Genomic DNA, 13,090 nt, shown 5'->3' on the forward strand with positions numbered 1-13,090 from the left:
CGGGGCTCACGTAGGTTTGCCCAACGATGACCGACATCTCCAACACCCCCGACCCGGCGATCGCCCGACCCCACCCGGTCCGGGCCAGCGCCGGCGCAGTCGTCACCACTGTGGCCTGCGTACTCCCCGTCTTCCTGCTCGGCGGTCTCGCCGTGCAGATGGGCACCGACCTCGGCTTCTCGCCGGCCGGTCTGGGCCTGGCCGTCTCCGTCTACTTCGGGGTCAGCGCGCTGGCCTCGGTGCCCTCCGGCCGCCTGGTCGAGCGGTACGGACCGGCAGTGGTCGCCCGCTGCGGCATCCTGCTGGCCGCCGGGTCGATGCTGGCTGTGGCCGCCTTCGCCCGGTCGTACCCGGTGCTGGTCGGCCTGCTGGCGCTCAGCGCCGCCGCGAACGCCCTCGGCCAGTTGGCCAGCAACGCCGCGCTGGCCCAGCACGTGCCGGCCCGGCGCCAGGGGCTGTCGTTCGGCGTCAAGCAGGCCGCCATCCCGGTCTCCACCCTGCTGGCCGGGGTGGCCGTGCCCACCATCGCGCTCACCGCCGGATGGCGCTGGGCGTTCGTGGCCGCCGCCGTGGCCGCGCTGACGACGCTGGCCGCCGTACCCCGGCAGTTGCCCGGCCTGGCCCGGCGGGCCGGCGCCACCCGCGCTGGGCGGGCGACGGCGGCGCTTGTGGTGATCGGCGCGGCGGCGACGTTGGCGTCGGGCGCGGCCAACTCGTTGGGCACCTTCCTGGTGGACTCCGCCGCGGCCCGGGGCCTGTCGCCCGGCCTCGCCGGCCTCACCCTCACCCTGGGTAGCGCGGTCTGTGTGGCGGCTCGGGTGGGCGCCGGCTGGTTGGCCGACCGCCGCGAGACCGGCCACGTCGCCCTCATCGCCGCGATGCTGCTCGTCGGTGCGGTCGGGTTGGGTCTGCTCGCGGTGACCGGCTCGGTGCCGTTGGTGGTCGGCGTGGTGCTCGGCTTCGGCCTGGGCTGGGCCTGGCCCGGCCTGATGAACTTCGCTGTGGTCCGGCTGCACCCACAGTCACCGGCCGCCGCCACGTCGATCACCCAGACCGGGGTGTACGCGGGCGGCTGTCTCGGCCCGCTGAGCCTGGGCCCACTCGCCGCCCACCTCGGCTACCCGGCGATGTGGACCGTCGCGGCGGTGGCGATGCTGCTCGCCGCCGCCCTCATGCTCGTCGGCAGCCGACTGTTGACCCGCGCCGCCGCCGCTGCGGGCCGGGGCGTGGATCAGCTGGTGCGATCGGCGATGTAGTCGCAGAGCGACTCGAGCGCGCTGCGGGACGGGCCGTGCGGCAGCGGGGCGAGCTGCGCGCGGGCCTCCTCGGCGTAGCTGCGCACGGTCTCCCGGGCCCGCTTGAGCGCCGGGCTCTCCCGGAGCAGCCCCAACGCCTCGGCGTGCAGCGCGTCGTCGGTCAACGGGCCGGTCGCCAGGATCTCCCGCAGCCGCACCGACGAGGCGTCGGAGTCGTCCGCCTCGCGGGCGTAGAGCACCGGCAGCGTCGGCACACCCTCACGCAGGTCCGTGCCGGGGGTCTTGCCCGACTGCACCGACTCGGAGGCGATGTCCAACAGGTCGTCGGAGAGCTGGAAGGCGACGCCGATCGTCTCGCCGTACCCGGCGAGGGCCTCCACGTGCTCCGGGGCGGCGCCACCGAACATGCCGCCGAAGCGGGCGGACGTGGCGATCAGCGAGCCGGTCTTCTCGGCGATCACGTGCAGGTAGTGGGCCACCGGGTCGTCGTCGGCGCGCGGCCCCACGGTCTCCGCGATCTGGCCGTGCACCAGCCGGGCGAAGGTGCGCGCCTGCAACCGGACCGCCTCGGGACCCAGGTCGGCGGCGATGTCCGCCGCGCGGGCGAAGAGGTAGTCGCCGACCAGGATGGCTACCGAGTTGGTCCACCGGGAGTTGGCGCTCGGCGCGCCCCGACGGACGGCGGCCTCGTCCATCACGTCGTCGTGGTAGAGGGTCGCGAGGTGCGTGAGCTCCATCACCACGGCGGCCGGGACCACCTGCGCACCGGTCGGGTCACCGAACTGGGCGCCCAGCGCCACCAGCAACGGCCGGAAACGCTTCCCGCCGGCCTCGACGAGGTGCCGGGCAGCCTCGGTGACGAACGGGTCGGCGCTGGCCACGCTGGCCCGCAACTCGACCTCGACCGTGTTCAGCAGACCCAGCACGGACGCCTCGACACGGGGATCGGCGAGGTTGAGGCCAAGCGCGCCGAACTGACTCGTGCTCGCCCGACCCCGCCGACCGCCGGAGCCGGAGGCACCTGAACGCTCGCCCGCCGGATTCACCACGCTATCAACCATGCCACACCCGTTCGACCTGCTCCGGCCCGGGGATACGCACCGGGGGCCGGCACGTGAACACGCGCCGACCCCCGGTGATCGAACCTTCGGTTATCGCACGAATTCGGCGGCTCCGGCAGCCAGGTCGAGCAGCGGCGCCGGCGCGACGCCCAACACCAGGGTCGCCAACACACCGATCATCAGCGCGGCGGAGGTGAGCCCCCCGGGCACGGTGACGGTCGGGGTCGACTCGCCCGGCTCGGAGAGCCACATCATCACCACGACCCGCAGGTACGGGAACGCGAGCACCATGCTGGTCAGCACACCGGCGATCACCAACCAGGCCTGGCCACCGTCCAGCGCCGGCCCGAAGATGGCGAACTTGCTGGTGAATCCGCTGGTCAGCGGGATACCGGCGAAGGCGAGCAGGATGAACGTGAACAGCGCGGCGAAGAACGGCGACCGCCGGCCCAGCCCGGCCCAACGGGACAGGTGGGTGGCCTCGCCGTCGTCGTCGCGCACCAGCGTCACCACGGCGAACGCGGCCAGCACCGAGAAGCCGTACGCGACCAGGTAGAACATCGTGCCGGCGAGCCCGTCGCGGCTCGGCGCCAACACACCGACCAGCAGGTAGCCGGCGTTGGCGATCGAGGAGTACGCGAGCAGCCGCTTGATGTCGGTCTGGGTGACCGCGAGCACCGCACCCACCAGCATGGTCAGCACGGCCAGCGCGCCGAGGACCGGGGTGAAGTCCCAGTTGGCGTCCGCGAACGCGACCTGGAAGACGCGCAGCAGGGCACCGAACGCGGCGACCTTGGTGCAGGCCGCCATGAACCCGGTGACCGGGGTCGGCGCGCCCTGGTAGACGTCCGGGGTCCAGACGTGGAACGGCGCCGCCGCGGCCTTGAAGAGCAGACCGATGGCGAGCAGCGCCATGCCGGCGAAGAGCAGCACCGGGCTGGCCGGCGACTCGCTCACCGCGGCGTGGATGGTGGCGAAGTCGACGCCGGCCGGGCGGCCCGGGATGCCGGCGGTGAAGCCGTAGATCAGGGCCACGCCGAACAGGAAGAACGCGGAGGCGTACGCGCCGAGCAGGAAGTACTTCATCGCCGCCTCCTGGCTCAGCAGACGCCGGCGACGGGCCAGCGCGCAGAGCAGGTAGAGCGGCAGGGAGAAGACCTCCAGCGCGATGAACATGGTCAGCAGGTCGTTCGCCGCCACGAAGATCAGCATGCCGCCGATCGCGAACGTGGTCAGCGGGTAGACCTCGGTGAGACCGTTGCGCCCCTCGGCCTGCCGCCGGTCGTCGGCCGACTCGGCGGTCACCGCGGCCTGGGCGACGAACGCCCCGCCCCGCTCGACCGAGCGGTCACCGATCAGCAGCAGCGCCATCGCGGCCAGCACCAGGATCGCGCCCTGGAGGAAGAGCGTCGGCCCGTCGATCGCGAGGGCCTGACCGGCGGTGATGATCCGCTCGTCGGAGTTGAGGACCACCATGGTCAGTGCCGCGAGCACCGCGAGCAGCGCCAGCGTCAACTGCACCACGTGCCGCCAGCGCCGGGGCACCAGGGCCTCGACCAGCACACCGAGCAGCGCGGTGCCCAGCATGATCAGGATCGGGGAGATCGCCGAATAGTTGATCGACGGCAGGTTCAGCTCGGTCACTTTGCCGCCTCCTGGACGGTGCCCACCGACGGGGCCGGGTCGGTTCTACCGATGTCGTCCATAGTCGCCTGGACGGCGGGGTTGATCACGTCAGTGACCGGCTTCGGGAAGAAGCCGAGCAGCACGATCAGCGCGATCAGGGGGGCGACCACTACCTTCTCACGCAGGTTGAGGTCCCGACGCATGCCGTCGACCTCGGTCAGCGCCGGGTTGAGGGTGCCCTGGGTGGTGCGCTGCACCATCCACAGCACGTACGCGGCGGCCAGGATGATGCCGAGCGTGGCGATGACCGCGACCGGCTTGTTCACAGTGAAGGTGCCGATCAGCACCAGGAACTCGGAGATGAACGGCGCCGTACCGGGCAGCGCGAGCGAGGCGAGACCGGCGAAGAAGAGCACCCCGGCGAGCACCGGGACCAGCTTGCCGGCACCACCGAAGTCACTGATCAGCGACGAGCCGCGCCGGGAGATCAGCATGCCCACCACCAGGAAGAGCAGGCCGGTGGCCAACCCGTGGTTGAGCATGTAGAGCACCGCGCCGGTGCCCGCCTGGGTGGTGAAGGCGAAGATGCCCACCCCGATGAAGCCGAAGTGCGCGATCGAGGTGTACGACACCAGCCGCTTGAGGTCGTTCTGGCCGACCGCCAGCAGCGCGGCGTAGACGATGCCGATCACACCCAGGGCCAGCGCCCACGGTGCGAACCACTTCGACGCCTCGGGGAACAGCGGCAGACAGTAGCGCAGGATGCCGAAGGTGCCGACCTTGTCCAGCACGCCGACGAGCAGCGCCGCCGCGCCCGCCGGAGCGGCACCACCGGCATCGGGCAGCCAGGTGTGGAACGGGAAGAACGGCGCCTTGATGGCGAACGCGAGGAAGAAGCCGAGGAACAGCCACCGCTCGGTGCCGGTGCTGATGTCGACCTGCGAGAGCGCCTGCCAGTCGAAGGTCTTCCCGCCGACCACCCACAGGCCGATCACCGCGGCCAGCATGAACAGACCGCCGACGAGCGAGTAGAGGAAGAACTTCACCGCCGCGTACTGCCGCTGGTGGCCGCCGTAGCTGCCGATGAGGAAGTACATCGGCACCAGCATGACCTCGAAGAACACGTAGAACAGGAAGACGTCGGCGGCCGCGAAGACGCCGATCATCGTGCATTCGAGGACCAGCAGCAGCGCGAAGTAGACAGGCACCGACCGCTTCGACGACTCGGCGTCGTGCCAGGACGCCAGGATCACCAGCGGCACCAGCACCGCGATCAGCATCAGCATCACCAGCGCGATGCCGTCGGCGGCGAAGGTGAAGCTGACACCCCAGTTCGGGATCCACGAGTACGACTCGCGGAACTGGAACCGGTCACCGCCGGCGTTGAAGCTGACCCACATCACCACCGAGAGCACCAGCACGAGCAGCGACCAGGCGAACGCCACCTGCTTGGCCAGCTCCGGGCGGTGGCGCGGCAGGAAGGCCACCACCAGGGCGCCCACCAGCGGCGCCACGGTGAGCACCGAGAGGAACGGGAAGTTGGACATTATGCGGCCTTACCTCCGTCGTCACTGCGTGGTCCGCCGGCGGGGGCGGCCGGAAAGAGGTCGATCACGCCAACCACCCCGCCTGCACCGCCAGGAACGCCGCCATCACCAGCAGCGCACCGGCCAGGATCGAGGTGGCGTACGAGCGGACAAAGCCGGTCTGCATCCGGCGGAGCCGACCCGAGCCCCCGCCGACCGCGGCGGCGAGCCCGTTGACGAGCCCGTCGACGCCCCGGTTGTCGAGGTACACCAGCGCCCGGGTGAGGAAGATGCCCGGCTTCTCGAAGACCGCCTCGTTGACCGTGTCGGTGTAGAGGTTGCGCCGGGCGGCGGTGACCAGGACCCCGGCCGGCTGCGGCGCGGTGGCCGTGCCGGCCCGGAACAGGAACCAGGCGAGCCCGGCGCCGAGCACGGTGACCAGCAGCGACAGCGTGGTGATCACGGCGTGCGAGAGGACCGCCTCGTGCTCGGCGTGCTCGCCGCCCAGCCCGGCGGTCTCCGTCAGCCAGTCCGGAACGGACGTGGAGAGCAGGAAGCCGGCGCCGACCGACCCGACCGCCAGGAGGATCAGCGGGATGGTCATCAGCTTCGGCGACTCGTGCGGGTGCTCGATGTCCTCGGTCCACCGCTGCGGGCCGTGGAAGGTGAGCACGAACAGCCGGGTCATGTAGAACGCGGTCAGGCCCGCGCCGAGCAGCGCCGCCCCGCCGAAGAGCCAGGCGGTCCAGTCGTCCCGCTCGAAGGCGGCCACGATGATCGGCTCCTTGGAGAAGAAGCCGGAGAACGGGAACATGCCGATGATGGCCAGCCAGCCCATCATGAAGGTCAACCAGGTGATCTTCATGTGCTTGGACAGCCCACCGAAGCGGCGGATGTCGACCTGGTCCTTCATTCCGTGCATGACCGAGCCGGCGCCCAGGAACATGTTGGCCTTGAAGAAGCCGTGCGCCAGCAGGTGCACGATGGCCAGCGCGTACGCAGCGCCGCCGAGGCCGACACCGAGGAACATGTAGCCGATCTGGCTCACCGTCGACCAGGCGAGCACCCGCTTGATGTCGTCCTTGGCCGCACCGATGATGCAGCCGATCAGCAGGGTGAGCGCGCCGACGCTGACCACCACGAGTTGCAGCGTCGAGTTGGCGGAGAAGATCGGGTTGGACCTGGCGATCAGGTAGACGCCCGCGGTGACCATGGTGGCGGCGTGGATGAGCGCCGACACCGGGGTCGGGCCCTCCATCGCGTCCGGCAACCACGCCTGGAGCGGGAACTGACCGGACTTACCGGCCGCACCGAGCAGCAGCAGCAGGCCGAGGACCAGCACCGTGGTGCCGGTCAGCGCGCCGACGGAGTTGAACACCTCGTCGTACTGGGTGGTGCCCACTGTGGCGAACATGATGAAGATGCCGATGGCCAGGCCGGCGTCGCCGACCCGGTTCATCAGGAACGCCTTCTTGCCGGCGGTGGCCGCACTCGGCCGCTCGGTCCAGAAAGAGATCAGCAGGTACGACGCCAGACCGACGCCCTCCCAGCCGAAGTACAGCATCACGTAGTTGTTGCCGAGCACCAGCAGCAGCATCGCCGCGACGAACAGGTTGAAGTACGCGAAGAACCGCCGACGGCCCCCGTCGTGCGACATGTACTCCACCGCGTACAGGTGGATCAGGAAACCCACCCCGGTGATCAGGAGTACGAAGACCGCGGCCAGCGGGTCGAAGAGCAGGCCGAAGTCGACGCGCAGATCACCTACCGCGATGAAGTCCCAGAGGCTCAGCTCGACCGACTTGTTCTCCAGGCCACGCAGCTGGAAGAAGAAGCTCAGGCCGAGTACGAACGCGGCGCCGATGGCGGCGACGCCCAACCAGTGCCCCCAGCGGTCGGCCCGGCGGCCGAGCAGCAGCAGGATGGCCGCGCTGACCAGCGGGATCGCCACCAGCAGCCAGACGCCCCCAAGCAGCCCCGTGGCCTGGGCGTATTCCACAGTCTCTTCCACCGGTGGACCCCTCTAGTACTTGAGCAGGTTGGCGTCGTCGACACTCGCCGAGCGTCGCGTCCGGAAGATGGACATGATGATCGCGAGCCCGACCACGACCTCGGCCGCCGCCACCACCATCACGAAGAACGCCATGATCTGGCCGTTGAGGTCACCGTTGATCCGGCTGAAGGTGACCAGCGTCAGGTTGGCGGCGTTGAGCATCAGCTCCACGCACATGAACAGCACGATCGCGTTGCGCCGGACGAGCACCCCGGCGGCGCCGATGGTGAACAGCACCGCCGCGAGCACCAGGTAGTAGTCAGGCGTCATTGGTCCGTCCCCTTCAGCGTGGTCTCCTGCGCGGTCAGCTCCCGCACCGGCAGGATGTCCGGCGTGCTCCGCTCGGAGAGCCGGCCGTCCGGCAGTCGGGCCGGGGTGGCCACCGAGGACGAGGTCGCGAAGACGCCGGGGCCTGGCTTGGGGCCGGGGTAGTTACCCGGCGCGAAACGGGCCCGCATTGTCGACACCTGGTCGACCTTGTCCTGCTTGCGGCGCTCGATGTGCGCGAGCACCATGGCACCGACCGCCGCGGTGATCAGCAGCGCCGAGGTCAGCTCGAACGCGAAGACGTACTTGGTGAAGAGCAGTCGGGCGATGCCCTGCACGTTGCCCTCCGCGTTGGCCTGCTCCAGGCCGACAGCGGTGGTCCCCTGCAGTGCCCGGTAGAGCGCGCCGCCGACCAGACCGGCGAAGCCCAACCCCAGCACGATCGCGGCGACCCGCTGCCCGCGCAACGTCTCGATCAGCGAGTCGGTGGAGTCCCGGCCGACAAGCATCAGCACGAAGAGGAAGAGCATCATGATCGCGCCGGTGTAGACGATGATCTGCACCATGCCGATGAACGGCCCGGCCTGGAGCACGTAGAACACGCCCAGGCAGAGCATGGTGAGCACCAGCCAGAGCGCGGAGTGCACCGCGTTGCGCGCGGCCACCATCCCGATCGCGCCGATGAGCGCGAGCGGACCGAGGATCCAGAAGGTGACCTCCTCGCCGCCGGACACCCCACCCGCCGCGGCCAGCACCGTAGACGTGGTCATGCTTTCTCTCCCTTGCCGGCCGCGACGCGCTGGGCGGCCTGCTCGGCGCCCGGGAACGTCACGCCGGGGTGCTCCTCGACCTGGTAGCGGCCGGGGCCCATCGGGGACGTCTCCGCACCGGCGGAGGTGCCCGGGTTGTCCAGCGCGCCGACGTAGTAGTCCTTCTCGCTGTCACCGAGCCGCATCGGGTGCGGCGGCTGCTCCATGCCCTCAAGCAATGGCGCGAGCAGCTGCTCCTTGGTGAAGATCAGCTCCTGCCGGTTGTCCCGGGCCAGCTCGTACTCGTTGCTCATGGTGAGCGAGCGGGTCGGGCATGCCTCGATGCACAGCCCGCAGAAGATGCACCGGGCGTAGTTGATCTGGTAGATGCTGGCGTACCGCTCACCCGGCGAGAAGCGGTGCTCGTCGGTGTTGTCGCCACCCTCGACGTAGATCGCGTCCGCCGGGCAGGCCCAGGCGCACAGCTCGCAGCCGATGCACTTCTCCAGGCCGTCCGGGTGCCGGTTGAGGATGTGCCGCCCGTGGTAGCGCGGCGCCGACACCGGCGGCTTGAACGGATAGTCGGTGGTGACGACCTTCCTGAACATGTGCGAGAAGGTGACACCGAATCCCTTGAACGTTCCGGTGATCGCGCCCACGTCACACCTCCCTGGAGTCCGAGCCGGCAACGATGTTGGCCGGCTCCCGCTCGGCGACCACGCGCGTGATACGCGGGCTCGGTGGTACCTGAAGATCCATCGGCGGCAGCGGGAAGCTCCCGTGCGGCCGGTTGTCGACCTGTTCCTGCGTCGTCGGCTTCGGCCTCGGGCGCCGGCTGGGCCAGAAGATCGTGGCGATCAGCAGGATGCCTGCCGGGATCCCGACGGCGATCACCTTGCCGCGGGTGTCCCAGTCCTCGATGGAGCGCAGGCCCGACAGGACCAGGATCCAGACCAGGTTGATCGGCAGCAGCACCTTCCAGCCGAGCCGCATGAACTGGTCGTACCGCAGCCGGGGCAGCGTGCCACGCAGCCACACGAAGACGAAGACCAGCGCGATCACCTTGCCGAAGAACCAGAGCATCGGCCACCAACCGGAGTTGGCGCCCTCCCAGATGGTGATCGGCCAGGGTGCCCGCCATCCGCCCAGGAACAGCGTGGTGGTGACAGCGGACATGGTCACCATCGCGACGTACTCGCTGAGCATGAAGAGCGCGAACTTCAGCGAGCTGTATTCCGTCATGAAGCCGGCGACCAGCTCGGACTCGGCCTCGGGGAGGTCGAACGGCGCCCGGTTGGTCTCACCCACAGTGGCGATGAAGAAGATGATGAAGCTCGGCAGCAGCAGGATCGCGTACCAGCCCGGCGCCGGGATGGTCTGGCCGAAGACGGTCAGCTGGGTGCCGTCGCCCTGCGCGGCGACGATCCCGCTGGTGCTCATCGTGCCGGCGGTCATGAAGACCGCCACGATGCTGAGCCCCATGGCGACCTCGTAGGAGATCATCTGGGCGCTCGACCGGAGACCACCCAGCAGCGGGTACGTCGACCCGGAGGCCCAGCCGCCCAGCACGATGCCGTAGACGCCCATCGAGGAGCAGGCGAGCAGCAGCAGCACCGCCACCGGCACATCGGTGACCTGCAACGGCGTGTGGTGACCGAAGATGCTCACCATCGGGCCGAAGGGCACCACCGACAGGGCGGTGACCGCGCAGATCACCGAGATGGTCGGGGCGAAGAAGTAGACGACCTTGTCGGCCGCCTTCGGCAGGATGTCCTCCTTGAAGGCCATCTTCAGGCCGTCGGCGAGGGTCTGCAGCAGGCCGAACGGGCCGACCTGGTTGGGGCCGGGCCGCACCTGCATGTAGCCGACCACACGCCGTTCGAACCAGACGCCTAGCAGGGTGGCCAGCAGACCGAAGGCGAACGCGAAGACAATCTTGCCGAGAACCAGCCACCACGGATCCCGGCCGAAGTCGGCCAGCGTCGGATCCTGGGCCAGGTAGATCGGACTCACTGGTTACCCCCGGAGTTGAGGAGCGGACCCGGGAGACCGGTCTCGTCGGCCGCCACGCGTCCGGCCGGGATGGCCGTACTCGGTGCGGGAACGGAGATCCGGACGACCGCGCCGGACGTCGCCCCGAGGCTGCGTCGCACGGTCGAGCCGGGTGAGTTGGTCGGCAGCCAGACCACGCCGTCCGGCATCTCGGTGAGTTCCGCCGGCAGGGTCAGCGCCCCCCGGTCGGTGCCGACCGTGACCGCATCACCGTCGACCACACCGAGCGCCTCGGCGGTGCCCTTACCCAGCCGGACCACCGGCGGACGGGCGGTTCCGGCGAGGTTCTCGTCGCCCTCGGTCAGGGTGCCGAGGTCCACCAACTGGTGCCAGGTGGCCAGCACGGCCTCGCCGGCGTTCGGCTGCGGGACCCGGCCCGGCGCGACCGACGGCGCAGCCGGCCGGGACGTACGCGTCGCCGGCAGCATGCCCAGCTCACGACGCACGCTCGGCACATCGGCAGTGCCGAGGCGCACGTCGAGCAGCGCGGCCAGCGCGTCGAGCACCCGGCCGTCGGTCATCGCGGCGGTGTTCAGCACCGCCTCGAACGGGCGCAGCCGACCCTCCCAGTCCAGGAAGCTGCCGGCCTTCTCGGCCACCGGGGCGACCGGCAGCACCACGTTCGCCCGCCGGGTCACCGCGCTGGCGCGCAGCTCAAGGCTGACCAGGAACGGCACCGCGTCGAGGGCAGACTCGGCTAGTCGCGGGTCGGCCAGGTCGGCCGGGTCGACACCGCCGACGACAAGCGCGCCGAGCTGCCCGTTGGCGGCCGCGTTCAGGATGCCGTCGGTGTCCCGGCCGGCCTGGCTCGGGATCACCCCGGCCGGGATGTCCCACGCCTCACCCAGCTCGGCCCGGGCGGCCGGCTCGGTGACCAGTCGCCCACCGGGGAGCAGGTTGGGCAGGCAGCCCGCGTCGACCGCGCCGCGGTCACCTGCGCGCCGCGGCACCCAGGCCAGCTTCGCGCCGGTACGCCGGGCCACGTCGGCCGCGGCGGAGAGCCCGCCCGGCACAGTGGCCAACCGCTCGCCGACGATCAGGATCGCGCCCGGCGCGCTCAGCGCCTCGCTGACAGTGGCGTGCTCGGCGAGCACGCTCGCCTCCTCGCCCGGCACCACCCGGGCCAGCTTGGCACCGAGCTTCTCCAGGCCGCGGGTGGCGAAGGGCGCCAGCGCGTACACCGTCAGGGTCTTCTTCAGGTACGCCTTGCGCAGCCGCAGGAAGAGGATCGGGCACTCCTCCTCGGGCTCCAGGCCGACCAGCACCACCGCCGGCGCGTTCTCCACGTCTGTGTAGGTGACGTCGGTGACCCCGGCGACCGAGCTGGCCAGGAAGTCGGACTCCTCGCGGGAGACCGGACGGGCCCGGAAGTCGATGTCGTTGGTGTTCAACGCGACCCGGGCAAACTTGGCGTACGCGTACGCGTCCTCGACGGTCAGCCGACCGCCGGTGAGCACCGCAGTGCCCTGCCCGCTCTCCCGAGCGATGTGCAGCCCCTCGGCGGCGACGGTGAGCGCCTCACTCCAGGACGCCTCGCGCAGCTCACCCGTGTGCTCGTCGCGGACCAGCGGAGTGGTCAACCGGTCGGCGGCGCGGGTGTACTGGAAGCCCCAGCGGCCCTTGTCGCAGTTCCACTCCTCGTTGACCTGCGGCTCGTCGCCGGCCAGCCGGCGCAGCACCTTGCCGCGCCGCCAGTCGGTGCGCTGCCCGCAGCCGGCCGAGCAGTGCTCGCAGACGCTCGGGCTGGAGACCAGGTCGAACGGGCGGGCGCGGAAGCGGTACTGCGCACCAGTCAGCGCACCCACCGGGCAGATCTGGACGGTGTTGCCGGAGAAGTAGGAGTTGAACGGAACGTCGCCGGCGTCGCCCTCTTCGCCGTACGCGTCGTCCCGGTAGATGTTGATTTCCTCGGCGGACGACCGGCCCATCAGGTCGATGAACTTGTCGCCGGCGATTTCCTCGGAGAACCGGGTGCACCGCTGGCAGAGCACGCACCGCTCGCGGTCCAGCAGCACCTGGCTGCTGATCGCCATCGGCTTCTCGTACTCCCGCTTGTGCTCGTGGAAGCGCGAGTCGGTGCGGCCGGTGGACATCGCCTGGTTCTGCAGCGGGCACTCGCCGCCCTTGTCACACATCGGGCAGTCCAGCGGGTGATTGAGCAGCAGCAGCTCCATCACCCCCTCCTGCGCCTTCTTGGCCACCGGGGAGGTGATCTGGGTACGCACCACCATGCCGTCGGCGACGGTCTGGGTGCAGGAGGCGACGGGCTTGCGCTGCCCCTCCACCTCGACCAGGCACTGCCGGCACGCGCCGGCCGGGGCCAGCAGCGGGTGGTCGCAGAACCGGGGGATCTCGGTGCCCATCTGCTCGGCGACCCGGATCAGCAGCGTCCCCTTGGGGGCGGTGACCTCGACGCCGTCGATGGTGAGGGTGACGGTCTCGGTCTGCTTGGCTACGTCGGTCATCAGAGTCGCCTTCCATTCGCGACTGCGGGACTCGC

10 protein-coding genes are annotated in these 13,090 nt (G+C 70.2%); 1 reads left to right on the plus strand and 9 read right to left on the minus strand.

Annotated features, from left to right (window positions below):
• Positions 1 to 26: 26 nt before the first annotated feature.
• Positions 27 to 1,256: an MFS transporter gene (locus tag ABZU74_RS01095; protein WP_355416839.1), complete on the plus strand. Its 1,230-nt coding sequence runs from the start codon at positions 27 to 29 to the stop codon at positions 1,254 to 1,256.
• Here the strand turns inward: ABZU74_RS01095 and ABZU74_RS01100 are convergent.
• The 9 genes from ABZU74_RS01100 to ABZU74_RS01140 all read right to left on the minus strand — a co-directional run bounded on the left by ABZU74_RS01100 (position 1,232) and on the right by ABZU74_RS01140 (position 13,055).
• On the minus strand, positions 1,232 to 2,317 hold the full coding sequence (locus ABZU74_RS01100) for a polyprenyl synthetase family protein (protein WP_355416842.1): 1,086 nt from the start codon (positions 2,315 to 2,317) through the stop codon (positions 1,232 to 1,234). The genes ABZU74_RS01095 and ABZU74_RS01100 overlap by 25 nt on opposite strands.
• A 90-nt stretch (positions 2,318 to 2,407) precedes the next feature.
• Positions 2,408 to 3,961, minus strand: coding sequence for an NADH-quinone oxidoreductase subunit NuoN (gene nuoN / locus ABZU74_RS01105; RefSeq protein WP_355416845.1), 1,554 nt, complete (start codon positions 3,959 to 3,961; stop codon positions 2,408 to 2,410).
• Entirely contained in the window at positions 3,958 to 5,490 is a 1,533-nt protein-coding gene (locus ABZU74_RS01110; protein WP_355416848.1) for an NADH-quinone oxidoreductase subunit M, read from the minus strand. The genes nuoN and ABZU74_RS01110 overlap by 4 nt, the downstream gene beginning before the upstream one ends.
• A gap of 64 nt (positions 5,491 to 5,554) precedes the next feature.
• On the minus strand, positions 5,555 to 7,480 hold the full coding sequence (nuoL, locus tag ABZU74_RS01115; RefSeq protein WP_355416851.1) for an NADH-quinone oxidoreductase subunit L: 1,926 nt from the start codon (positions 7,478 to 7,480) through the stop codon (positions 5,555 to 5,557).
• A gap of 12 nt (positions 7,481 to 7,492) precedes the next feature.
• Entirely contained in the window at positions 7,493 to 7,792 is a 300-nt protein-coding gene (gene nuoK, locus ABZU74_RS01120) for an NADH-quinone oxidoreductase subunit NuoK (RefSeq protein WP_030486270.1), read from the minus strand.
• Positions 7,789 to 8,559: an NADH-quinone oxidoreductase subunit J gene (locus ABZU74_RS01125; RefSeq protein ID WP_355416854.1), complete on the minus strand. Its 771-nt coding sequence runs from the start codon at positions 8,557 to 8,559 to the stop codon at positions 7,789 to 7,791. Before ABZU74_RS01125 ends, nuoK begins: the two co-directional genes overlap by 4 nt.
• On the minus strand, positions 8,556 to 9,197 hold the full coding sequence (gene nuoI, locus ABZU74_RS01130) for an NADH-quinone oxidoreductase subunit NuoI (protein ID WP_355416857.1): 642 nt from the start codon (positions 9,195 to 9,197) through the stop codon (positions 8,556 to 8,558). The genes ABZU74_RS01125 and nuoI overlap by 4 nt, the downstream gene beginning before the upstream one ends.
• A 1-nt stretch (position 9,198) precedes the next feature.
• Positions 9,199 to 10,551, minus strand: coding sequence for an NADH-quinone oxidoreductase subunit NuoH (gene nuoH / locus ABZU74_RS01135; protein WP_355416860.1), 1,353 nt, complete (start codon positions 10,549 to 10,551; stop codon positions 9,199 to 9,201).
• The gene (locus ABZU74_RS01140; protein ID WP_355416863.1) at positions 10,548 to 13,055 is read right to left on the minus strand and encodes an NADH-quinone oxidoreductase subunit G; all 2,508 of its coding nucleotides are present in this window, start codon (positions 13,053 to 13,055) and stop codon (positions 10,548 to 10,550) included. The genes nuoH and ABZU74_RS01140 overlap by 4 nt, the downstream gene beginning before the upstream one ends.
• Between the last annotated feature and the right edge of the window lie 35 nt (positions 13,056 to 13,090).

The organism is Micromonospora sp. NPDC005171, from assembly GCF_040608575.1.
Lineage (GTDB): Bacteria > Actinomycetota > Actinomycetes > Mycobacteriales > Micromonosporaceae > Micromonospora.

Bases quoted from the DNA above. Each gene is read 5' to 3' on its own strand.
- ABZU74_RS01140 (WP_355416863.1), bottom strand. From the start codon at position 13,055: ATGACCGACGTAGCCAAGCAGACCGAGACCGTCACCCTCACCATCGAC.
- ABZU74_RS01095 (WP_355416839.1), top strand. From the start codon at position 27: ATGACCGACATCTCCAACACCCCCGACCCGGCGATCGCCCGACCCCAC.
- ABZU74_RS01125 (WP_355416854.1), bottom strand. From the start codon at position 8,559: ATGACCACGTCTACGGTGCTGGCCGCGGCGGGTGGGGTGTCCGGCGGC.
- ABZU74_RS01110 (WP_355416848.1), bottom strand. From the start codon at position 5,490: ATGTCCAACTTCCCGTTCCTCTCGGTGCTCACCGTGGCGCCGCTGGTG.
- nuoK (WP_030486270.1), bottom strand. From the start codon at position 7,792: ATGACGCCTGACTACTACCTGGTGCTCGCGGCGGTGCTGTTCACCATC.
- ABZU74_RS01100 (WP_355416842.1), bottom strand. From the start codon at position 2,317: ATGGTTGATAGCGTGGTGAATCCGGCGGGCGAGCGTTCAGGTGCCTCC.